Consider the following 23,213-nt stretch of genomic DNA (forward strand, 5'->3'; position numbering starts at 1 on the left):
GGCGCATTGCCTCCCGGTGCACGGCTTTGCGCTCAAGGCGTCAAGTCATTGGGGGCGGTCATGGACGACACCCTGCTCACCCGCGTCATGGCCTACGCGCGCCGCCACCTCGCGGATCGTGACCTGACGCCCGAGCGGATCGTGACCTGACGCCCGAGCGGATCGCGGCCGAGCACACCTGAACGGCCCCAGCTACCGGCCCAACAAGCGCCCGAAGGACCGCCGACAGGCCTGGCACACCAGCGAACGGCTGATTAGACCACCGGTGGCCCCGCCTCGATGCGGCGCAGCACTGGGGGCAGGCGGTCCAGGTCGGGGCCGGTCTGGACCTGCCGCTCGTCCCACCAGGTGGCGCCGGCGTCGTACAGCGGACCGATCACGTCCTTGGCCTTGGCCGCGTCTGAGGGCGTGGCGCCGCCGAGTACGAACTCGAAGGGGCGCTCGGTCCCGGCCGCACGGTGCTTGCGCACGTAGCCCACCAGATCCCGTACCTCGGCCGCATCTGGCACCTGCCCGTGCCGGGCCGTCTCGAAGAGCGGCACCGCGCCGTCCCACCGCGCTGCCCGCCGCATGGGCGGGCGATGCGGCCAGAATCCGCCGATCCACACGGGCGGACCCGGCCGCTGCACGGTGGCGGGCAGCAGCGCCACGTCGCGGACCTCGTAGTGCCGGCCGTCGTGGTTCACCGGCTCGCCGGACCAGAAGCGCCGCAACAGCTCCAGTCCCTCGTCCAGCCGCTCGGCGAGGAGGCGTGGCTCGGCGGTGTCGCCGAAACTGTGGTATTCGTCCTCGATCGGACCGCCCAGACCGGCGGCGAAGATCACCCGGCCGCCGCTGAGGTGGTCCAGGGTGGCCACTTGGCGGGCGAGTTGCTGCGGACGGTATCGGGGGACCGGCGTCAGCAGGGTGCCCAGTCGGATCCGGGAGGTCGCCAGCGCGGCTGCGGTCAACAGCATCCAGGGGTCTCCGAAGGGACGCCCCTGGTGCTGCCGGTGCAGTACGTGGTCCCAGACGAAGAGCCCGTCCCAGCCGGCCTGTTCGGCGGCAGCCGCCACGGTCGCGACGTTACGGGGATCGGCGAAGTCACCGAAGTTGGGGATGTTGATGGAGAAGCGCATCCCAGCAGGATGTGCAGCTGGCGGCGAGGGGGCAATCGGATTCCTGGCCAGGCGGCTGCACGGCATGCACCGCCTACGGCGAGTTCGATCACCGCTCAGTGCCTGGCGTCCAGGAGCGGGACAGCTGCCGGGATGTCGGAACGGACGGCGTACACACGGTTTTAGGCCGCTGCTCCCCGCTCCGGTTCCGGCCACGCCGCGCATCGGCCGGCGCTCCGCAGTCGCGCCGGGGTGGACCTGACGGGCGGTAAACTTGGTCGGTTGGGATTGAGCAGACCGGCCGACCCGGGGGGCGAGAGTGGCGGAAGACAGGCGGGTTCCGGTCCTGGTCGGACGGCAGCGCGAGACGGAGCTGCTGACCGCGGCTCTGGTGCAGGCCGAGGACGGCGCGAGCGGGTCCACCGTGCTGCTGCGCGGCGAGGCGGGGGTGGGCAAGAGCACGCTGCTGGCCTGGACGGAGTGCGTGGCGGGCGACCGGGGGTTCACCGTGCTGCGCGCGGTCGGTGTGGAGGCGGAGACGGACCTCTCGTTCGGGGCCCTCCACCAGGCATTCTGGTCGTTGCTCCAGCGGTCCGTCGCCCTGTCTGCCCACCAGCGGGAGGCCCTGGAGAGCGCGCTCGGCGTCCGGTCCGGTACACCGAGCGGGTTCGCCGTCGGCGCCGCCGCCCTGGTGCTGCTGGACGAGGCGGTGCGGACCGCCCCCGTGCTGCTGCTCCTGGACGACCTGCACTGGATCGATTCGTCGAGCGCGGCCGTCTTCGCCTTCCTCCAACGGCGCGGCGCCGAGCTGCCGCTGGTGATCGTCGGTGCCACCCGCGCGGATGGCCCGGCCACTCAGACGTGGTCGGCCGAAACCGTCGAGGTGCGGGCCCTGCCCCGGGCGGACGCGGCCCTGCTGTTGGGCACCTGCTACCCCGAACTGGCGACGACCGCCAGGGACCGGGTCCTGACGGAGGCGGCCGGCAACCCCCTGGCGCTGGTGGAGCTACCGCGCCAACTGGCGGCCGCCCAGCAGAGGGGGGCCGCTCCGTTGCCGGAACGGCTGCCGCTGGGGCGGAAACTGGAGCGGATGTTCGCCGCGAGGCTGGGAGCGGTGACACCCGAGATCGGGCGTCTCCTCCTGCTGGGCGCACTGGCCACCGGACCGGAGTTCAGCAGCGGCGTGTGGCTGCGTGCCGTCGCGGACGAGAACATCAGTGAGACCTTGGAACGGATCGAGGCGGACGGTTTGGCCCGGCTCGACGAGACCGGTCAGCTGGTGTTCCGTCATCCCTTGGTCCGCACCGCCGTGGTCTCCGCGGCCTCCGACACCGCGCGCCGAGAGGCCCATCGCGCACTCGCCGAAGCCCTCGTGCCGGACGACCCCCGGCGGCTGGTCCACGAGGCGTCCGCCGCGCTGTTCCCGGAAGAGGACCTCGCCCGCCGCCTGCAGGAGGCCGGTCGTGACCTCGCCCGCCGCGGCGGTGACGCGGAGGGCGCGCTCCTGCTCGAACGCGCCGCCGTCCTCAGCCCCAGTTCGTGCGACCGCGTCCGCCGGCTCACGTGGGCCGCGGTGATGGCGGCCCGCGGCGGGCAGCTGCGCCACACCGCGGCCCTTGTGGAGGAACTGCGGGTCAGCACGGTTCCGCAGGATGTCGCCCCGCTGTTCGCGTACGCGGTGGTCTACGCCGACCAGAGCCACCACGTCGACTTCGAGTCCTCGGCCGTACTGCTGCCCGCAGCCCTCGACATGCTGACGGCACCGGGCGCCGACGACTTCGGTGGGCTGGCCGAACAGGTCTACTTCAAACTGCTGCTGGCCGCCACCTACACGGACCATCCCTGGGCATGGCGAGCCCTGGAACGGCACCGGGAGAACGTCTCCGAGGCGGGTCGGCTGTGCCTGCGGGCCTGGACCGATCCGGGCCCGGACGTGGCCGCAACCCTGCGCGAGGTGGCCGGGAACATGACCGAGGAGCAGGAGGCCGGTGCGGCCTGGCTCCTGCTGTGGACCGCCTCGGCGCTCGACTGCCCCGAGGGCGACCTGTGGCAGCGCTTCGCCGGGCTGCACGGCTACGCCACCCAGGGCTCGGTCGCGAAGGCCAAGTGCCACCAGGACTTCCTGCTCGGACACTGGGACCAGGCACCCGTCTGCCTGCGCGAAGCCGAGATAGCGGATGAACTCGGCTACCACTGCAACGCCCTGATGTTCCGTCAGTCCTACGCCCATTTCCTGGCCGGCCGGGGCGATGAGGCCGGACTGCGGGAGATCGAGCAGGCCATCAGGCCGACCGCCACGCGCGCCCGCATGCGGTACGTCCTCGACCGGCTGACCCACCTGCGCGGCCTGGCCGCGCTCGCCCACCGGCGCTACGAGGAGGCGTACGCGTACTTCTGCGAGATCACCCCGCCCGGGCGGCTGTCCAGCGGCCAGCCCTGGCGGCACGCACTGGTCTTCGACCTGGTGACGGCTGCCGTGCACACCGGCCGGCACGAGGACGCGCGGGCGCACATCGCGGCGGGACGGGCGGCACGCTCCGCGGAGATCTCCGGCCGCCACGCCTTCCTGTTCGCGGCCGCCACCGCCCTGGCCGCCGAGGACGACGAAGCCGACGCCGCCTACCGTGCCGCGTACGCCACGCCTGGCGCCGAGCAGTGGGCCTTCGACCTCGCCCGGCTGCGGCTCGCCCACGGTGCATGGCTGCGCCGGCGCCACCGGCCAGGGGCCCGCGAGGTGTTGCGCGTGGCCCACCACGTGTTCCGCCGCCTCCAGGCCGCCCCCTGGGCCTACCGGTGCGAGGAGGAGCTGCGGGCCTCCGGTCACAGTGTGGCCCTGCCGCCGGATGGGCCGGCCGCGGAGCCGTCCGGCCTCACCGGCCAGGAGCTGCGCATCGCCCGGCTGGCCGCGACCGGTCTGACCAACAAGGAGATCGGCCGGCAGCTCCAGTTGTCGCCCCGCACCGTCGCGGCCCACCTCTACAAGATCTTCCCGAAGCTCGGCATCACCTCGCGAGCTGCCCTCGCCTATGCCCTCGACAGCGGCTGACCTGCCGGAACACCGAGCCGACCGGCCTTCCCGGGCACCGGGCCGGGCCCTGCGGCTGGTGCCGGTGGAGGTGCTCCCGCTCCCCGGGCGGCCGTTCGACGGGCTCCTGGTGTCCCACCGGCTCGGGTACGTGCGGATCTCCACGCTGGAGGCGGACGCCGTCCGACTCTCGTGTACGGAGGCGCTGATCGCGCGGGCTCCGCGGAGCGAGCCGCAGGTCGGGGCCGGCGTGCAGGTGTCGGGCCGTGCGGTCCTGGAGCAGGACGGGCGCCGTGTGGAGGTGCCGCCGGGCGGGCTCTTCCTGTACGACACGGCGCGCCCGTACGCCGTTCACTACCCGGAGCGCTTCCGAGTCACTTCAGCCGGGCGTTCCGAGCCGCCTACGGGGTCTCCCCGCGCGAGTGGCAGGCTCGTGCCGGCGTGGGCCTCACACCGGACACCGTGCGGCCGCCGCTGACGGTCGACAAGCCGGGGGAGGCCGCCTGCCCGGACGGATACGGCATCGTGGTGTGAGCCGCAACGGTGGGCCTGGCGGGCACGAAGCCGCCGACGGCCCTCCAGCGATGCGGATTTGACGGTTCGTCATATTGCATCGGTCACCGGTCGGCGTGGATCTCCGCGAGGTAGCCGCCCGGGAACTGCACCATCGCGCTGTCCCGGCTGCCCACGGTGACCGGCCCCCACAGCACCGACGCGCCGGCGGCCCTCGCCCGCTTCAGGGTTGCGCCGAGGTCGGGCACGCCGTAGCCGGTGAGCTCGCGGCCGAAGGGGTGCGGCAGGTGGCCGTCCGTCACGGTGACCGTGGTGGTGCCGAAGCCGGAGGTGAGGCGCAGGAACCGGTACGTCGTCCCGGGCAGTCCGATCGAGGCGCCGTCGGCCCGCCGGTCGTCGGAGACGATGCGGCCCTTGGTGAAGGAGAGGTAGCTCCGCAGGAAGGCGTGCACCGCGTCCGACGAAAGGTAGAGCCGGTTCTCGGGCACGCTCGCCAGCTTGGGGTAGGACGGCGGAGTGGTGTGCACGTAGAGCTGGGCGCTGACCCCGCCGGGGAACTGGACGACGGCGTCCCGGCCGATCGGATCGGCGAAGGGCGTCACGGTCACGGCCGCGCCGTCGGCCCGGGCGGCCCGCACCGCCTGGTCGAGATCGGTCACCAGCCAGCCGGTGCGCTCGGTGCCGAACGGGTACGGGACGGGCGTGGTGTAGTCGAACACCGACAGCGTGCCGACCGGGGAGAGCACCAGCTCGGACAGCGTCCGGCTGGGCGTGGGCGTCACCTGGGTGGCGGTCGGTCCGACCGTGGTCCCCCCGAAGGTGGACACCCAACTGGCCACGAACGCCTGCTCCGTGCCCGGCTTTACATAGACGTGGGTGGAGTCGTACTGCGGGCCGACGGAGAACTGCCGGTGCGAGCCCGGCGGCCTCGTCGGGGTGCTCTGGGCCACCGAGGCGGTGGGGATCGCCGTGAGTGTGACGATCGCCGCCACCAAAGGGACCACCCGGCGGGCAAAGCGGTGCTTCATGAGGGACCTCCCGGTCGTCGTTCGCGCCCCGGCTTTTGCTGTGCCGGTGGTCGGGCGCGGGTCTGTTGCTGGGCGGAGGAGTCGGTCGGTGGTGGGGTGGATGCGGAGGTGCTCAGGTCGCGGGCGGGGCCCAGCGGGGCCCGGGGCGGGCGTCGGGTTCGGATCGCCGCACGATGTGGGCGGCGGAGGGGAGTTCGAGCGGGTCGAGGCCACGGGCCCAGCCCGTTCGAGCGCCTGACAGGACGTTAGGTCAGGTTCCTGACCTGGAATGTGCCCACAGCGCACCGACTTCGTTCCGGTAGCGCACCGGGGGCGACCGTCGAGGCTGATGGGGCCGCCCACGCCATCGTGGTGTCCCGGCCGAAGGCCGTCGCCGACGGAGTGAAGCCCCGGTGCCTCTGAGCCACACCTCGAACCTTCCGGACCTCGAAGCCCATCGCACCCCCTTGTGACCGGTGACTGCGCCTACGGTCAGGAGTGGTGGATGCGCCGCTGTCCGGAGGAGGCCGGCGTCGGCTACGCCCTGGCTGTGCTGAAACCCCAGCAACTCCACGCAGGCCTCGGCCGCATCGACCACGCCCTCGTCCCGGCACCCGAGGAGACGTGGGAGCGGATCTCGTGCGGGGACTGCGCCGAGGGACCGCGCGTCTACGACCAGGTGGCCGGCCGCCTGCGGCCGTCGCGGACTTCGACGGTGACCAACGCACCCACCAGCGGTGGCTGCTGGCCCGCCGCAGCCCGGCCAGGCGTAGACGAGATCGCCTCCTACCTCGTCTACGCGCCAGGCGGTACCACCGTGGAAACCCATGGTGCGGATCGCCGCAACTCGCCAGCGCCGGAACGGCCTCGCCGCCCCGGCGGCTCACTGCGGATGCGTGCCGAAACTGATGGCGGCGATCTCGTAGGGCTGCGGCTCCGGATGGGGGCGCTTCTCCGTGGTGCGCACCATGCTCTTGCTCTTGATGTGGGACGCCCGTCCTGGGGCGCCGTCAGCGCGCGGAGCGTCTCAGCCGGCGGCTCAGGAGGAGTGCTCCTGCGCCCGCGATCAACGAGGCGGCGGCGATGCCGGTGAGCGCGGTCTCGGCCCGGGCGTCATGGGGAGCCCCTGTGGCGGGCAGCGAGGGCCGGACGGAATCGGCCGCAGTGGCGGCTTGGAGGACGAGGTCGGTGACCGCTTCGGGGTGGGCAATCATGGCCACGTGGGAGGAGTCGATCTCCACCGTGTGTGAACCCGCACGCTTCGCTTCGAAGCGTTCCTGGTCGGGGTTGATGGTCTTGTCCTGCTTCGCGACGAGGAACCACGACGGGAGGTGTCTCCAGGCCGCCACCTTGGCCTTCTCCGAGAACGCGGTCGTGGCCACCGGCCGTTGGGTCACCGCCATGAGCCTCGTGGTGCTCTCCGGCAGGTCGGCGGCGAAGACCTGATGGAGCCTGTCGGGCTTGAGGTAGAGGTCGGTCCCGTTGACGCCGCCGGCCCGGTAGGGAACGGATCTCGTGGCAGTGCCGATTTCGCTGGGGAACCTGGCGCCCAGGGACATTCCGCTCTCGCCCACGTCGGGCATGAGCGCTGATACGTACACCAGGGACTTCACCCGGGGGTTGCCCGCGGCGGCCGAGCTGATCAGGGAGCCGCCGTACGAGTGCCCCACCAACACGATCGGACCCTTGATGCTGTCCAGCACGGAGGCGAGGTAGGCGGAGTCGTTGTACAGCCCGCGTAGCGGGTTGGCAGGGGCCATGACGGCGTAGCCACGACGTTCGAGCCGCTCGACGACCCCGTTCCAGCTGGAGGCGTCCGCGAACGCCCCGTGCACCAGCACGATGGTGGGTTTGGCCCTGGTCGAGACCCCGTCCGCGGTGGCAGGGACCGCCGTGAAGGGGCACAGGGCCATGGCGCACCCAGCCGCGATGACGTGTGTGCGACGTATGCGGCGCCGTGAGCCGGGGACCGGAAATGCTGCCATGGTGTTCACGCCCTCCGTGAGGCCTACGGCACCTGAGTGTTCACCCCTCCGCACCGGCAGGCGCGGCCACGCACTCCAGCCGGGTCACAGCAGTGAGCCAGGCAAGTGAATGCCGGAGCCAACGGGTTTCCAGAGCCCACACATGAGCCGCCCGCACGTGAGCCGCGTGCACGTGAGCTGCGTGTCCCACTCGCGCGGCGGCGCCGGATCTCGGCACCGCATCGGTCTGATGGGGTTCTCCGCCAGTGGTCACCTGGCCTGCCTCGCGGCCCTCGCGCCCGGTGCCGAGGCGGAGGAACGCGTGCAGTTCGTGGTCCTCGGCTATGCGATCACGTCGATGGAGACCGAATCCTATGGTCTAGCCAGGCTGATCCTGCTGGGGGAGGACGCCGACCGCGCTCCTTGGCCACGAGGGCGAGTGCGGCGGTCATGTTCGAGTCGGTCAGGCGGAGTGCTCGGTGCGGTCGGCGCCCCAGAGCGTGTGGAAGGCCCCGTCACGGTCGGTGCGTCGGTAGGTGTGTGCGCCGAAGAAGTCCCGTTGGCCCTGGATGAGCGCCGCCGGCAACCGCGGTGAACGCAGGGCATCGTAGTAGGCCAGCGCCGCCGCGAATCCGGGGGCGGGAAGGCCCAGTTGGGCCGCCGAGGACACCACCCGCCGCCATGCGTCCTGCGCCGCCTCCAGCGCCTCCCCGAAGTAGGGCGCGGTCAGCAGCGTCACCGGCTGGTCCGTGCCGCTGTAGGTCTCGGTGATCCGGTTCAGGAAGCGGGCCCGGATGATGCAGCCGCCGCGCCAGATCTTCGCCACGGCTCCCGGGGCGATGCCCCACCCGTACTCCTGGCTGCCGGCCTGGATCTGGTGCACGCCCTGTGCGTAGGCGACGATCTTCGATGCGTACAGGGCCTGCTCCACGTCGTCGGTGAAGGACTCGGCCGCCGACCCGCCGAGGCGCCGGCCGGCCGGGCCCGGCAGCCCCTGTGCGGCGTCGCGGAGGTCGGCGTGGCCGGACAGGGAGCGGGCGAAGACGGCCTCGGCGATTCCACTCACCGGTACGCCCAGGTCCAATGCCGTCTGCACGGTCCAGCGGCCCGTCCCCTTCTGCTCCGCCTGGTCGAGTACCACGTCGACGAACGGCTTGCCGGTGGCGGCGTCGGTGTGCCCCAGGACCTCGGCGGTGATCTCGATGAGGTACGACTCCAGCCGGCCCTGGTTCCAGGTCCGGAAGACCTCGGCGATGCGAGCCGGATCCATGCCCAGCGCCCGGCGCAACAGGTCGTACGCCTCGGCGATGAGCTGCATGTCGGCGTACTCGATGCCGTTGTGCACCATCTTCACGAAGTGGCCGGCACCGTCGGGCCCGATGTGCGTACAGCACGGCTCGTCGTCGACCTTGGCGGAGATGTCCTCCAGCAGGGGGCCGAGCGATGCGTACGCCTCGGCCGAGCCACCGGGCATAATGCTCGGGCCGTGGAGCGCGCCCTCTTCGCCGCCGGACACGCCGGTGCCGACGAAGTGCAGCCCCCGGTCCCGCAGCGCGGCCTCACGCCGTCGGGTGTCGGCGAAGTGCGCGTTACCCCCGTCGACGATCATGTCGCCCGGTTCGAGCAGCGGCGCGAACTCGTCGATGACCGCATCCGTGGGCGCCCCCGCCTTGACCATCACCACCAGCCGTCGCGGCCGTGCCAGCGAGGCGACGAACGACTCCGCCGACGCGGTGGGCACGAAGCTCCCCTCGTCGCCGAATGCGTCCATCAACGCCTGAGTGCGGGCCTCGGTGCGGTTGTGGAGCGCGACGGTGTGCCCGTGGCGTGCGAAATTACGGGCCAGATTGCGGCCCATCACCGCGAGCCCGGTCACGCCGATGTCCGCCTGCCCAGTCATGATCATCAACTCCTGCCGTTGCCGACACGCCTGAACGTCATTTCCGTGGCCCGGCGAAGCGCTGTCGGCTGCCCAACAGCTCACCGCTCACACCATCGCCCAGGCGGCCACTTCCCACAGCAATGAAAAGATCTCCGCGCCCTCGTATCGCAACGCCGGGGCGTACGCGGCGCAGGGCTGGTCCGCCGCCTCCCGGCCGACAGCAGCACTTCCGATATTGCGTATCACATCATGATGGTCACCCATGAAGTGGACACTGCTGACGCACCGGCGGGTTCCGTAGCCGAAGGCGGCGGGTCGGGGGCCGTTATGCCTGGTGGGCCGCGGAGATCTGGCCAACCAGGACGGCGAACGGCATGTCGAGAGCGGCGTAGACGGCGCCGGACTCGGGTGCCGCATTGTCGGCCAGGGCCTCGACCATGAGAGTGGCGTAGTCGCTGACGATCACGCCCGCCTGCTGCATGCGCACCAGCCCCGCCTGCCGCTTGGTCTGGCTGAAGGTTCAGGAACCAGACCACGGAACCGGACCTCGGCGTACTCGCCGCCCAGATCCTCTTCTCCGTTCAACGTGAGCTGTTCGCCGCGCTCGCCGAGCAGGGTTTCGACGACATCCAGCCGCGCGCCGGCGCCGTCCTCGCACACCTGCGTGCCGAGGGCATCCGGGCCAGCGAACTCGCCCGCGCCTCCGGACGGCACAAGCAGGTCATCGGTTCCCTCGTCGACGATCTCGAACGGCTGGGCTATGTCGAGCGCAAGGCCGACCCCGCTGACCGCCGCGCCAAACTGATCTGCCCCACCGAGCGTGGCCTGCTCCAGATGGAGACCGCCGCGGCCATCATGCGCACGATCGAGGAACGTCACGCGAAGGCGCTGGGCAGGCAGGAATACGCCGCCTTCAAGTCTGCCCTGCGCTGCGTGGTCGACCTCCAACGCAAGTCCTCGAGGTGAACGCGCGAACCCGCCAGCCCGAGGCGAGGCCGCGCACGCCGGGCCCGGGTGCGCGCGCTCATGAGCGAGGTGCGACACCCGGAAGTGGAGGAGCGCCGGGGCCAGGGACCAGGCCCCCTGGTTGGCGGCGTGGCCCGTACGTTCCAACTCCGCCTGAAGGGCGGTGACTTGCTTCAGTGGAACGTCTTGGCGCCGAGAGGGTGCTGCTGGTCGAAGCCGGGGAGGATGAGGAATGTTGCGCTGGCGGTGGTGGTGGTGAAGCGCAGCAGTGCGTCGGAATCATCCATATGAGTAAGCGTGTTGGTGAAGGTGCGTATGTCGTTCTGGAAGCTGATGAAGAGCAGGCCCGGGGTGGGAGCGTCGGTGCTGTAGGAGCGGCGGAGCATGAGACCAACGCCGACCACGTTGGGGTTGGCCCGGCGGACGTGGGCGTCGGCTGGGACGAGGTAGCGCCCGTCCGGGGTTTTGGCGCCGAGGTTCGGGTCCGAGGCCGCGGTCCCGCCGGAGAGGGGCGCGCCGGTGGCTCTGCGCCGGCCGAAGACCGCCTCCTGGTCGGCGACGGAGAGTGCGGTGAACCGCGGCAGGTCGAGTTCCATGCGCCGTACTACGGCGATCGTGCCGCCGCCGACGGGAGCCGGTCCGGCCAGCCACAGGTGGCGTTGGTGTTCGGCCGTCGTGTGCGGGCCCACGATGCCGTCGATGAAACCGAGCAGGTTGCGTGGCGCGGAGATGCCCTTGTCCACGGCGACGTTCAGACCGCGGCGTCCGGACTGCCGCCAACGTTCACGCATCCGGTGACCGGCCTGCTCTAGAAGCGCGGTGGCGACGACCGGTAACAGCAAGGGGTCGCTGGCGCAGATCTGCATCAGCAGGTCCCCGCCGCGTGCCTGCGGGGTGATCCGCTCGCGGGAGAACCGGGGGAGGTCTGCCGCGCCGGGCAGGGAGGGATCGGCCATGCGCACCAGCCGTGGGCCCACCCCGATCGTCACGGTGAGATCGCCCGGCGGCAGGCCCAGCAGTCGTGGATCGGTTCCCGCGGTGAGCGTGCGAACCGCCTGGCCGAGTTCGGCCAGCAGCGGGCCGACGGCCACGGCGTCACCGAGGTCGGCCACCACCGCCAGGAGGTTCGGCTGGGCCGGTTGCGGGAGCGCGATGCCTGCCTGATGACGGCCGGTCGGCGACACCCGTATGGGTGACGCGGGGGCAGAAGGCCGGCTCGGCTGAGGTGCGGGCGATTCGCACCCGGCGGTGAGCCCGGTGGCCGCCACGGCCCCGGTGGCACCGATGAAGGCGCGGCGTGATGGGTGGGAGTCGGCTCGGCTCACGGCGTGAAGAATGCCATATCCGTTATGGGGCAGGCGAGTTGGTCGGCCAACCGCAGGTATGACTTCATGCCAGGATGAGGCCATGCCTCGTCTCCGTCTTCGCGTGATGGTCGCGTTACTGAGCACACTGACATGCGTACTGGCGGGCTGCGGGCCCGGCGATGACGGGTCGAACCACGGCCGGCGACCACCCGGCGCGCACGTGACGATCAGAGTGCCGGCTGACGCCCCGACGATCTCGGATGCGGTGTCGCTCGCTCACCCCGGTGACCTGGTGTTGGTCGCGCCGGGCGTGTACCACGAGTCGGTGAAGGTCTCCACGCCCCGCGTCACTCTTCGTGGTGAGTCCCGGGACAAGGTCGTGATCGACGGGCGGTTGCAGCAACCGAACGGCATCGTCGTCACCGCGCCCGGAGGGGCCGTGGAGAACCTGACCGTAAAGAACAACACCCAGAACGGGGTTCTGGTCACCGGTTCGGCGAAAGCGGTCGCCGGGCTACCGGGGCATTCCGGGGGCTACGACACCGGCGATGAGCCGGTCACCTTCCTGAAGTCGTTCCTGGTCTCCTACGTGACCGCGACCCGCAACGGGCTGTACGGCATCTACGCGTTCTCCGCGCAGAACGGTGTCATCGAGCACTCGTACGCGTCAGGCGGGGCCGACTCGGGCATCTACGTCGGACAGTGCAAGCCCTGTCACATCGTGGTGCGGGACAACATCGCCGAACTCAACGCGGTCGGTTACGAAGGCACCAACGCCAGCGAAGACATGTACGTGGTCGGCAACCGCCTGGTCGGCAACCGGGTCGGCCTGACCACCGACTCCGACCACCAGGAGAAGCTGCTCCCGCAGCAGGGCGCCGTCATCGCGGGCAACCTGATCGCTGCCAACCAGCAGAAGGCGACCCCGGCGCAGGCCGACGGCGGGTGGGGCACCGGCATCGGCATCGACGGCGGCAGCGACAACCAGTTCCTCCGCAACCTCATCGCCGACAACAGCAACGCCGGGCTGGTGATCACCGCAACCGCCGACGTACCTCCGGGCGGCAACCAGATCGTGGACAACACGTTCAACGGCAACGGCATCGACGTCGGCTGGACGTTCCCCACCGCCACGCGGGGACGGGGCAACTGCCTGCGCGGCAACGATCTGCGAACCACAGTGCCCGCCCGGCTCGCGACCACCGAGTCCTGCCCGCTGCCGGCCCGGTCGCCCTCGCCGGCCGGCAGGTGGGCGATGCCGACGGCGCCCGGTGGCATCCCGTTCACCGAGGTCGCGGCGCCGGGTCCGCAGCTGCAGTTCCCCAACGCCACTACTACGGGCGCCACCGCCGTACCGGCCGTTCCGGCCCTGCCGAAGACGGCAGGCATCCCGCTGCCGTCAGCGTCCCTGCTCGCCGCGCACGCGCGGGTGCGGACGTCCTGAACAGCGGCTACCGCGTCGGGGGGACTCCGGGTACCGGCTTGACCGGAACGTACTTCTGGGTGTCGAAGTCGATGACCACCGGCTGCGACTCGGAACCCACGCTGACGCGGACCCGGTACATGGTGCCGTCCGCGCCGACCCAGTAGCGCACGTTGCCCGCCGTACCGGAGCGGTGACGGGAGGACGGCCCGGTCATAACGTCCACCCGATGCCCGTCCACCTGGTCCCGTCCCCACCAGGCGGCGCCGTTCTGCGGCAGCAGTTCGGCGTTGTCCGGCCGGTCGCTGCCGAGACTGAGCGCGATGGTCAGCGAACTGTCCAGCGCGCTGCCGGACGACAGCAGCGGACGGCTGTACCAGGCCGAACGGGGCGGCGACGCGGGTGCGCGCGCCGGGGCGTTCGCCATCGGGTGGACGAACACCGAGGTGGCCGTCCACTGGATCAGCCCGTCGCTGGATGTGTGGCGCCCGGTGCCGTGCACCACGCCGTAACCGCGCTTGCCTTGGTAGTCGACGGACCCGGTGACGACCAGCCCGCCGGCGGTGCCCGGCACAGTGATCGTCACCGCGCGGCCGTGCGCCTCGTAGTTGCGGAACCGCGTGATGGCCAGCCGGTTCGCCTCATCCGAAGCCAGTGCGCGCGGACCGGCGGGGCCAGAGCCGCCGTCGGCGACCAGGAACGCGACCACCGCGGTCACCGCGACGGCCGCTGTGCCGATCACGGCTGCCGCCCAGCGCGTCCGCAGCCATCGGCGCCGGTCAGCCGCACGGCCTGGTAGAGGTTGCTGGATTCTCACGCTCCGCACGCGGCTCGACGCTGACACTCTTCTGCTTCACCCTCTCGATCACCGCACTGTTCGGCCGCCGTGCGGGCGCGGCGGCACTCGGCAGTCCAGTGGCAGACGACGCCAGGGCCGGCCCTTGTGGACCGGCCGAGACGTGATCTGCCCGACCGCGCCATCCGGACCGCGGGCAGGCAGACCACTGTTGTTCGGTTCGTTCAGTGTTTCCGGGCGCGCCGTTTCCGGCTCATGAACGCGAGGACCAGGCCGGAACCCACCAGCAGACCGATCAGGGCGATCATCTCTGGCAGCCTGGACATACCGGTGCGCGCCAGCGAGCCCGTGCTCCCACCGGCGGGAGCCGGGTTGGCAGGCGGTGCGGGTGCCGGCGGCGTAGCGGCCGGCGGCAAGGTCGGGCTCGTTGGCGAGGTCGGGCCCGGCGTCGGAGTGTGGCTCGGAGTCGGGGTCTGGCTCGGGGTCTGGCTCGGGGTCTGGCTCGATGTTGGTGTCGGTGTCGGTGTCGGTGTCGGTGTCGGGGTTGCCTTCGGGATGTACACCCCGGCGTCAATCGTGTGATCGACCCCGCCCGGCTTGTCCGGCGCCGTGACAGGCGCGTAGCCGTTGCACAACGGTCCGGTGGTCGGCGGGGTCACATTGGAGTCGTGCGCACGGTTGGCACCGGCCCGCGGGAGCGTGAACCTCAGCTCGCGCGCCGGGGGCTGCTCCGGCACCTGGCGGGTGTCCGCGGTGCACACGTCGAACTGCACCGTGTACTTCGCGCCCGGCGTGAGCTCGTACGCGGCGCCGACACCCCCGAAGTAGTACTCGCCGGCGGCATTGGTCCTGGTCGTGGCGACCTGTTTGCCGTCCGCGTCCAGCAGGTTGATCGTCGCCCCCGGCAGCAGCACGTGCCCCGGGTCCTGAATCCCGTTGTGGTCGCCGTCGAACCACACGACGTTGCCGATCTGGATCGGCGCGTTCGCCGCCGCGTACGCGATGTCACCGAGCCCGCCGGCCTTGCCGAACCCGCCTTGTACCCCGCTGACGAACTGGAACCCGTTGGCGGTCGGGTTGTTGCCCGGACCCTGACCGGTCGTGATGTCGTGGTACCCGGTCCCTGAGGTCGCGACGTTGACGACCGGGTCGAACTCCGTGCTGACGACCCACTGCTGCTGCGGGATATAGGCCACCGACCCCAGCGCGGTCTCCTGGTGCGCGTTGGCGTAAAAGTCGCCCGGGAAGTATTCGACGACATCGGCGGCCTGGCCGCCATTGTTGGCGGGGGTGGCGTGGTTGGGGCAGCTCCCGGTGCCCTCCCACTGGTATTCACCGGTGGGAGTGGCGCAGACCATGGTGATGTCACCACCGGACATGGCGCTTTCCGCCGTGTCGTTCCCCGGGCGGGGGTCCAGCCCTCCCCAACTGAGCACGTCCATGAACCGGTCGCGGAAACCCAGGATCATCGAGCCGTCGCGGGCGAAGGCCAGGGAGGCCAGCTCCGGCTGCGGATCGATGAAGACGCCGCCCGCCTTCCGGTCGTCCCACGTGTCCAGGCCGGTGTTCCACGGGTTCCAGTGGGTGGCCTTGTCTCCGGAACCGAAGACGCTGCCGCGTTTGTCCGTGAGCGGGTGGCTCAGCACCGTGGTGAACCGATTGCCGTCGTAGGTGGAGACGAAGGCTTTCAGGTCCGCGCGCTGCTGGGTGCTCTCCGCGCTGCACACACCGCCCACGTACAGCGTGTTGTTGTGGACCTGGAGACCGAACGGCCGCCAGTCGTCGGGGCTCGCGCACCCCGGGTCCGGGATCGGGACCGTCGACTTGGGCGCCGCGGCGGTGGCCCCGGTCGCGTCGAAGCTCACCAGGCTGCGGGTCCGCAGGTTCACCGCGTACAGCGTGGAGCTGTCCTCCGACAGGGCCAGGCCACCGATGCTCTCCTTGCCCGGCGCGTCGGTGAACCCGGGGTCCTTGATCATGTTGGCGGAGTCGTGCCGCGTCACCGCGGCGTCCGGCACCCGCGCGAACAGCTCCGGCGCACCCGAGCCGTTGACCGGCACCGTGTAGATCGCGCCCCCGCCCTGCGGCCCGTACGGGGCGTACCGGCGGGCGAACGCGCTCTGGAACAGCCGGGTCCGGTACGTGTCGTACGCCAACCCGAACGTGGTGCCCACCTGGTCCTGCGTGGCCAGCGTGGCCGGGCACGCCACATCGGTGGGACACGTGCCCCGGGTCTTCGTCCCGAACGCCACCAACGCCCGGTTGTCGGTCCCGTTGGCGCCGTTGTGGACCGGCACGAAGTACCGCGAGTCCGGCAGCGCGTAGTCGGCCGGATCCCACACGCCCGTCACCACCGAGGCGTTCTTCCCGTCCGACACATCCACGAACGACGTGAAGCTGTCGAAGTGGTTCTCCGCCGTCGACGCAGGCGCCGCCCGCAGGTAGCCGCTGTACGGTGCCGGGACGCTGACGTCGACGCGGTATTGGCCGCCGCTCAGCGCGGTCGAACGCGACACCACGACCTTTCCGGTGGCATCCGTGACGCCGGTGACTTCGTGCCCGGCGGGGTCGGAGATCTCCACCTTCATGCCCCGCTGTGGGACGTCCATCGTCTTGTTGATGACGCCGGTGCCGAAGAAGTCGCGCAGCACCTCAACTGTCAGCGTGCCGTCGGCGGTCGAAGCGGCGGCCGGTCCAGCCGTCGCTCCCACGACGCCGCCTGCCAGTAAAAGAACGGATAACCCCATGCGCGCCAGCGGCTCCACAAGCCTCCAGGCCGACCGGCGAGATTCCCTGCCGACTCGGTTCATGGCATCACACTCCACACTCTTCTTGTCAGGAAAACGAAGCCACTGCTTCTTGCTGCACGTCCACTTCGTGGCCCCGGACGCGGACGCCGGTGCGAACGCCACGGAAAAGAAAGAAGGCCCACGCTGTTGCGTGGACCGCTTTGTGGTGATCGCTTGAGGATATGGTGGGCGACTTCTAAGCGTCGCAGGCCAGGAAAAGCGAACGCGCGTTCAGTGCCTTGAGCGGGGTGGCCCAGGTTGGTGTGTTCTTGCAACTCCATCACGGCGCCCTCGCCCCCACCGCCGACCTCGCCGACCGCCATCGCGAGCAGCGCGCGACATTCTATCCGCTGGAGTCCCGCCGTCACCAGCAGAACGCCTGGCATCCATCGGGATCCGCGATAGTCCTCAAGTGCCCAGAAGAATGGGGACCGGACGAATGTGCGACAGGCGAAATTCCATTCCCACTCGATGCCCGTGTGCAGCACGAACCGGACACCCCGCAGGCATTCACTGTCCTTCTTGGGCAGCCGAGCCTCTGCTTCCGTCGAGCGTAAACCGGCAGCAGAGGTTCGACCCGACCCCACAGATCATCCATCAGCAGCCACGGCAGGCCCTTCCCCTTCCCCTTCCCCACGGCTTATCCAGTGCGAGGCGGCAGGCAACGAGACATGGGCCTACCGAATTTCTTCGTGGACTCCTCAGTCGGCGGGCTGGGTTCGGAGTCAGTCGTCCTTGTCGATCTGTGCCAGGGCGTTCAGGGCGGCCGACAGGGCGCCGGTGTCGCCGTCCTCCGAGGTAGCCGCGATGTCCAGAGCGGTGTCCGCGAACTTGATCGCATGCTCGTTGCCGTGGGCGACCGCCCGCTCGAAGACCTCTTCAGGTGTGACCGCCTCCGCACTTGGTGCCGGTCGCGGGGCGTCGGCGGCGTAGAGCGTGGTGATCGCCGAGGACGCCGCCCAGGCCGCCGAAAAGGAACGCGCCCACAGGTGCCGGGGGAGAGCCGGCAGGGTGCGCAGCACGGCGTTCGGTGCGGTGGCGGCGTGCACCAGCATGATGCCGTTCCGGTGGCCGTGGTGCGCGTAGGAGAGGGCGGCGGCGCGTACCAGCGCGGTCAGGCCCTGGCGAACGGCTTCGGGATCGTCGGGGAGGTGCAGCGACTCGGCAGTGCTCAACCAACCGGGAAGGGAGGCAAGTTGGGCGTATCCCTCCACCGGCGTCACCTGTTGATCGGTGATCCGGGGGAGGGCGGACAGGGCCTCCGACGGGGTGGCACCGCCCGTGGGGTGCACCGCGGTGGGTAGGGGCAGGTGGCGGGCAGCCCAGTAGCCGAGCGCATGCGCGAGCTCCGCGATCAGCACGGCGTCCTCCCCGTCCGTCAGGAGGCTGCGTACGGTGTGGCCCACGCGGATGACGGGGTGGGTGGCGGCGCCGGCGATGCCGGGCAACAGACGCGGCCACCACTCGGTGAGGAGTTCGCGCCAGGGGCGCTCGGCGACCTTTTCGGTGAAGTAGCCGGTCCAGTCGGTAACCCGGCTCGGATCGCCCAGGGCTTCCGGCCAGTTGGCGTCGGTGATACGGGAGCGGGCAGCCGGCACGTCCTCCAGCTTGTCCGCGTAGGCGTCCAGCCAGCGGTGGACGGACCCGGCCTGGCCGTTGCGGACCATGGCTTCGACGGCCATGGGTCCGTGATTGCTGAGATAGCCCCGGAACTCGGGGCCGGCGCTGTGCAGGCGTAACAGGGCTTCGTCGAGTGTGCCGCTCGTCGTGTTCATCGCCCGAGGCTAGGTCGGCGGACCGGCCCGGCGTAACGGGCTTTCGGACTACCTCGCTGGTCCTCGTCGGCCTGCACCGGTGGTCGTAAGACCCGGGCCGCGTGCTACCCGTCGCCTTCGTCCCGGCCGTCCTCGAAGACGAAGAGCGGTTTTGCACCGTGCGCGGGTGCTTCGGCGAACGAGACGGCTTCAGTGAAGCGTTCGAGCGGGAACGGCTTGCCTTGGGGGATGCTGAGCACTTCATCAGCGACGAGGCTGCGCACCTCGGACAGCGCGCGCAGCGCGTCCGCAGGTGAGGCGGCGCCGAACCAGCGGTTCAGCCAGAAGCCACGGACTGCTTTGGTCTCGTAGATGACCGAGCGTGCCAGCAGCGGGATCGTCAGCGCTGCCGGGTCAGTCTGCCGATGGGTGGAGAGCGCGCCGTAGACCACGAGCTCTCCTCCCGGGGCCAATGACTGGGATACCTGGGCACCCACCTGGCCCGCGACACAGTCGATGGCCTTGCGCACGCCAGCCGTTCCGGCAATCTCGGCCAGGCGCTGCAACAGGTCCTCGTCCTCAGTGCAAATGACCTCGTCACCACCAAGCGCCTTGATCTCCTCGACGGCATCGCGCCGCCGCACGATATTGATCGTGCGCATACCCAGATGCCGGGTCAGCTGAATGACGAGCCGGCCGACGGTGGAGCCCGCGGCCGTCTGCAACAGCCATTCACCCGGCTGTATGTCGAGTTCGCGCGTCACCAGTAGCAGCGCGGTCAGCGGGTTGACGGCGAGCTGACAGGCGCTGGAGTCGCTCAGATGGTCGGGGACCGGCAGGATCCTTCGTGTATCGGCAACAAGGTATTCCTGCCACGTGCCGGCCACATGCGGCCCGGGAATCGCCGGGACAGCAACGGCCACCACGCGCTCGCCGATCTTCCGGCCCTCGGTGTCCGGGCCCAGGGACTGAATACGGCCCACGCATTCCATGTGACCGCCGACAGTGGGAAACTCGGGGAAGAAACCGTAGCGGCCGCGCAGTACGTGCAGATCACTGGCGTGAATCGGAGTCGCCTTCACGCGGATCAATGCCTGACCGGCTTCCGGCGTGGGAACAGGACGGGATTCCAGCCGCAGGACATCGGCCGGCTCGCCAAGCTTTCCGGCTACGAGCGCACGCATGGATCGTGGCATGAGTGACCTTTCGCCTCTCAGCGCCCGACGAACTCGGCGGGCGCACCAGAGAGCACCTGGAGTCCCCGACATCACGCTAAGCGCCACTGACAGGCTCTGCAATCCAGCCTCGGACGGCTCCACCTGGTCACCAGTCCGCTCCACGCACGCTGCCGACCGGTTTTGATGGCGCTCGACCTCGAAGTCGTCGTGCGAACCGCCGGGCGGCGGTTCAGGTGGCTTCCGGTTCGTCCGTGCCGGACGAGTCTCCTCCGCTGCCGTCGGCTGCGGCCGAATCGATTCCATCGACATGTGGGACGGCTTGTCGGCCTCAGTACGTGCCGCGCATTCTTTGCTGTAGGAGAGCGCTCCCGGGGACGGGTAAAGGTGTCAGCCCCGTGGGGCGGCTGGTGCGTAGCGACGGGCCTTGTCCGCCGCGGTGGCCGTCGTCCCGGTGGGCAAGGGCACGACCCGGGGCGGGGCCTCCAACGCGCCGGTGCGCATCGAGGCATCCTGCCATAGAGGGTCTCTTTCAAGACGATTGGTGAATTTTACCCCTCCTGTGCGTCATATGCCCTGTGAACTGATCGTCGGCTTTGTACGTTGAGCTGTGCACGACGGCCGGTGATCGGGAGGGGCTCATGGCGCTCGGGGAGATCGGCCGCAGGAGCGAGACGGCACGGCTCCGAGCTGTGCTCGAACAGTCCCGCAGGGGCACCGGGGCGGTCGTGGCGGTGCTCCGTGGCGAGCCGGGAGCGGGGAAGTCGGCGCTGCTCGACGCGTTCGGAGCGGAAGCAGCCGCGGCCGGGTGCCGGGTGGCCGTGGTACGCGGGACAAGAGTGGGGGACCGTCCCTGTGCGGCGGCGCATCGGCTCCTCGCTCAGCTGTCGCCCGGCGACGGTGACGGCGAACTCGTAGCGGTGCAGCACCGAACGCCGCCCGGCGATCTCGAAGGGCTGGCCGCAGCGGTGCAGGCAGGACGGGACACCCCGGTCGTGCTGTGCGTGGATGACATGGCCGGTGTCGACAGCTGGTCGCTCCGGTGGTTGCTGGACCTGTCCCGGACGGTGCCGCCTGCGCCGCTGGCCATCGTGCTGACGGCCAGGACCTGCGGCACGGGGGCCGGGGCGGTCTCCGCCCCCTCGAACGGGGCCTCCAGTGCGCCCGGCTCCGCACTCCTCGCTGCCGCGGAGCCCATCGACGTATCGGGGCTGCGGGTGGAGGACCTGCCAGCAGCCGCCGCCGAACGATGTCGGGTCGGCCTCGATGCGCGAACCGCCGCGGTGTGTGGTGAACTCACCGGCGGCAATCCCGCCCTTCTGTACGCCCTGCTGGCGCCCCATTCCGGCAGCGTGCCCACGGAAGACGCGCTCCGCGTCACCGGTGCGTCAGGTGCCCTGCCGGGGGTTGACCGGTGGCTGGCACCGCTGAGCACGCCCGCCCTGGCTCTCGCGCGGGCGGTTGCGGTGCTCGGCGGCGAGGCCGAGGTCGCGGTCAGTGCTGAGCTGGCCCGCCTGACGGTTGAGGAGGCGCTCGGTGCCGTCGACCAGCTCGTCGACGCCTGCCTGCTCGCCAACCGCACCCCGCTGGCCTTCCGGCACCCGCTCTTGGCGGCGATGGTTCTCGGCAGCATGGCCGTCGGCACCCGAACGGCGCTGCATCTGCGGGCGGCGGCTCTGCTGCGCGACCGGCAGGCCGATGCGACGACCATAGCCCGCCACCTGCTCGCCATCGGCCCCGTGGGGCAGGAATGGGCGATGCGCTGTCTGTGGCGGGCCGCACGCCGGCGGGAGCAGGAGGGCAGATCCCAGGAAGCGGCACGGTATCTGCGGGGCGCGCTCCGCGAACCTCTGCGCCCCCAGGAGAAGTTGGCCGTCCGCCGGGAGCTGGCGGGGCTGTACGCCTTCGTCGACCCTGAGCGCGCCCTACGCCTCCTGGACGACGCCCGCTGTGAGTCCCACACCCCTGACGTCGCCGTGGAGTACGCGCTGGCGCTGGCCGTCGTACTGGATGAGTGCGGCCGGTCCGAGGACGCCGTCACCGTCCTTGACGGCGCTGCCGCCCGGCTCGGACGCACGCCGGGTGACAGCTCCCTGCAGCTGCGGCTGCGCCTGCACAAGGCCTTCACCTGCCGGCGCGGCCCCCTGTGGCTGGCGCGGGCGGCCGATCCGCCGGGCAGCCTGACCTGCCAGGCCCCGCACAGGGGCGCCGCCGGCCGGGAGCTCGCGGCGTTGCGCGCGGTCCATGCGGTCGACGCCGGGGCTGACCGGGGGGTGGCCGCCCGGCACGCCCGGCAGGGCCTGCCCCGGGGGGAGGGGCACGGCTCGGCCACGCTGCTGTGGCACGCCTGCGGCGCGCTGGTGGCCGCCGGTGAAGTTGCCGAGGCGTGGACGCACTGCGGCCGTGGGCGCAGGGTCGCTGGTGCCCGAGCCGGTCGCTGGGATCACGTCAGGATCGAGTTGCTGCGGGCGACGGTGCTGCGGGCCCGGGGCGATCTCTACGCTGCCGACGCCGTCCTGACCCCCATGGCCGACCGCCTGCTTCCCTTCGCGGCCACCGGGCGCCCCTTGGCCGTGACCGGCGTGGCAACCCTGGTCGAGGTGCGGGTCCTGAGGGGCGCGACGGACTCGGCGCGCTCCTTGCTCACTGAGAGCGGACTGGACCGGGACCAGCTGCCGTGGCGGCGGGACTCGGCGTACGCCCTGGCCGCGCGGGCGGCGGTCCACGAGGGCGACGATCCCGGTCGCGCCGTGGAGAACCTGCTCGCGGCGGGCCGCCTTCTGGAGGAGGCCGGGGTGCGCAACCCCGCGGTGCTGCCCTGGCGCTCCCGTGCTGCTCGGGTCCTCGCGGCGTGTGGCGAACGCAAGGAGGCCGCCGAACTCGCCGGCGGAGAGCTGGCTGACGCCCGCCGCTGGGGCACCGCGGAGTCCATCGGCCCCGCGTTGCACGCCCTGGCGCTCACCGAGTCGGGGGAGCGGCGGATCGACCTGCTCGCTGATGCGGCCTCGGTGCTCGCCCGGTCCTCGGACCGCCTCCAACTCGCCGTTGTGCAGGCGGCCTTGGGGGAGGAACTGGTCAGGGCCGGGCGCGGGGAGGCGGCCCGCACTGAGCTGCTCTCGGCCCTCCAGCTCGCCCAGGCGTGCGGCGCGGAGCCGCTGGCCCGTCGCGTCCAGGGGGCCCGGCGGCCCCTCCGGGCACTTGGCCCGGAAGCCCTGGAACCCTCCGGGACGCTCTCGGCCATGCCCCGACCGGCGAGCGTAGGGAGGCCTGCTGCGGACCCGGCCTCCGCCGATCGTGCCGCCGCGCACTCCCCTCATCCGCTCCTGGACAGCCTGACGCCCCAGGAACGGAAGATCCTCCGCCTCGCCAGGGACGGATACTCCAACCGTGACATCGCGGGCCGGCTGTTCGTCACCGTTCGCACCGTTGAGTTTCATCTCTCCGGCGCCTACCGCAAGTTGGGGATTGCGGGGCGCCGCCAACTCGCCGAGGTGTTCAGCGGCGGCTGACGCCGA

General features: G+C 70.9%; 16 protein-coding genes. 5 read left to right on the forward strand and 11 right to left on the reverse strand.

What is annotated here, in order from left to right; genetic code table 11:
- Positions 1 to 254: 254 nt before the first annotated feature.
- The gene (locus tag AB0G84_RS06055; RefSeq protein ID WP_361316128.1) at positions 255 to 1,118 is read right to left on the reverse strand and encodes an LLM class flavin-dependent oxidoreductase; all 864 of its coding nucleotides are present in this window, start codon (positions 1,116 to 1,118) and stop codon (positions 255 to 257) included.
- Between the two features lie 298 nt (positions 1,119 to 1,416).
- Between AB0G84_RS06055 and AB0G84_RS06060 the strand changes: the two genes are divergently transcribed.
- Together AB0G84_RS06060 and AB0G84_RS06065 are read left to right on the forward strand one after the other, a co-directional pair.
- The gene (locus AB0G84_RS06060) at positions 1,417 to 4,143 is read left to right on the forward strand and encodes an AAA family ATPase (protein WP_361316131.1); all 2,727 of its coding nucleotides are present in this window, start codon (positions 1,417 to 1,419) and stop codon (positions 4,141 to 4,143) included.
- On the forward strand, positions 4,124 to 4,600 hold the full coding sequence (locus AB0G84_RS06065) for a hypothetical protein (protein WP_361316133.1): 477 nt from the start codon (positions 4,124 to 4,126) through the stop codon (positions 4,598 to 4,600). The genes AB0G84_RS06060 and AB0G84_RS06065 overlap by 20 nt, the downstream gene beginning before the upstream one ends.
- A 139-nt stretch (positions 4,601 to 4,739) precedes the next feature.
- On the opposite strand, the gene AB0G84_RS06070 is transcribed toward AB0G84_RS06065, so the two are convergent.
- From AB0G84_RS06070 to AB0G84_RS06090, 5 genes are all read right to left on the reverse strand, one after another.
- Positions 4,740 to 5,663, reverse strand: a complete 924-nt coding sequence (locus tag AB0G84_RS06070) for a glyoxalase (protein ID WP_361316135.1) — start codon at positions 5,661 to 5,663, stop codon at positions 4,740 to 4,742.
- Between the two features lie 989 nt (positions 5,664 to 6,652).
- Positions 6,653 to 7,555, reverse strand: a complete 903-nt coding sequence (locus tag AB0G84_RS06075) for an alpha/beta hydrolase (RefSeq protein ID WP_361316138.1) — start codon at positions 7,553 to 7,555, stop codon at positions 6,653 to 6,655.
- A 514-nt stretch (positions 7,556 to 8,069) separates the two neighbouring features.
- Entirely contained in the window at positions 8,070 to 9,506 is a 1,437-nt protein-coding gene (gndA, locus tag AB0G84_RS06080) for an NADP-dependent phosphogluconate dehydrogenase (protein WP_361316141.1), read from the reverse strand.
- 87 nt (positions 9,507 to 9,593) lie between these two features.
- The gene (locus AB0G84_RS06085; protein ID WP_361316143.1) at positions 9,594 to 9,734 is read right to left on the reverse strand and encodes a hypothetical protein; all 141 of its coding nucleotides are present in this window, start codon (positions 9,732 to 9,734) and stop codon (positions 9,594 to 9,596) included.
- A gap of 79 nt (positions 9,735 to 9,813) precedes the next feature.
- Entirely contained in the window at positions 9,814 to 9,975 is a 162-nt protein-coding gene (locus AB0G84_RS06090; RefSeq protein WP_361316145.1) for a hypothetical protein, read from the reverse strand.
- A 188-nt stretch (positions 9,976 to 10,163) separates the two neighbouring features.
- On the opposite strand from AB0G84_RS06090, the gene AB0G84_RS06095 reads away from it, so the two are divergent.
- A complete protein-coding gene (locus tag AB0G84_RS06095; RefSeq protein ID WP_361316822.1) occupies positions 10,164 to 10,454 on the forward strand; it encodes a MarR family transcriptional regulator in 291 nt (96 codons plus the stop codon).
- 173 nt (positions 10,455 to 10,627) lie between these two features.
- Here AB0G84_RS06095 and AB0G84_RS06100 read toward each other — a convergent pair whose 3' ends face one another.
- Positions 10,628 to 11,779 carry a Dyp-type peroxidase gene (locus AB0G84_RS06100; protein WP_361316147.1) on the reverse strand — a complete coding sequence of 384 codons (1,152 nt, stop codon included), beginning with the start codon at positions 11,777 to 11,779 and terminating at the stop codon, positions 10,628 to 10,630.
- A gap of 214 nt (positions 11,780 to 11,993) precedes the next feature.
- Between AB0G84_RS06100 and AB0G84_RS06105 the strand changes: the two genes are divergently transcribed.
- Positions 11,994 to 13,205: a right-handed parallel beta-helix repeat-containing protein gene (locus AB0G84_RS06105; protein ID WP_361316825.1), complete on the forward strand. Its 1,212-nt coding sequence runs from the start codon at positions 11,994 to 11,996 to the stop codon at positions 13,203 to 13,205.
- Between the two features lie 7 nt (positions 13,206 to 13,212).
- Here AB0G84_RS06105 and AB0G84_RS06110 read toward each other — a convergent pair whose 3' ends face one another.
- The 4 genes from AB0G84_RS06110 to AB0G84_RS06125 form a co-directional block, all read right to left on the reverse strand.
- The gene (locus AB0G84_RS06110) at positions 13,213 to 13,893 is read right to left on the reverse strand and encodes a hypothetical protein (protein ID WP_361316827.1); all 681 of its coding nucleotides are present in this window, start codon (positions 13,891 to 13,893) and stop codon (positions 13,213 to 13,215) included.
- Positions 13,894 to 14,204: 311 nt separating this feature from the next.
- The gene (locus AB0G84_RS06115) at positions 14,205 to 16,727 is read right to left on the reverse strand and encodes an SdrD B-like domain-containing protein (RefSeq protein WP_361316830.1); all 2,523 of its coding nucleotides are present in this window, start codon (positions 16,725 to 16,727) and stop codon (positions 14,205 to 14,207) included.
- A gap of 767 nt (positions 16,728 to 17,494) precedes the next feature.
- On the reverse strand, positions 17,495 to 18,544 hold the full coding sequence (locus tag AB0G84_RS06120; RefSeq protein WP_361316150.1) for a questin oxidase family protein: 1,050 nt from the start codon (positions 18,542 to 18,544) through the stop codon (positions 17,495 to 17,497).
- A 104-nt stretch (positions 18,545 to 18,648) separates the two neighbouring features.
- Positions 18,649 to 19,707 carry a zinc-dependent alcohol dehydrogenase family protein gene (locus AB0G84_RS06125; protein WP_361316153.1) on the reverse strand — a complete coding sequence of 353 codons (1,059 nt, stop codon included), beginning with the start codon at positions 19,705 to 19,707 and terminating at the stop codon, positions 18,649 to 18,651.
- Between the two features lie 632 nt (positions 19,708 to 20,339).
- Between AB0G84_RS06125 and AB0G84_RS06130 the strand changes: the two genes are divergently transcribed.
- The gene (locus AB0G84_RS06130) at positions 20,340 to 23,207 is read left to right on the forward strand and encodes a LuxR C-terminal-related transcriptional regulator (RefSeq protein ID WP_361316155.1); all 2,868 of its coding nucleotides are present in this window, start codon (positions 20,340 to 20,342) and stop codon (positions 23,205 to 23,207) included.
- The last annotated feature ends 6 nt before the right edge of the window (positions 23,208 to 23,213 follow it).

The sequence above is a fragment of the Streptomyces sp. NPDC020742 genome (assembly GCF_040641675.1).
Classification (GTDB): domain Bacteria; phylum Actinomycetota; class Actinomycetes; order Streptomycetales; family Streptomycetaceae; genus Streptomyces.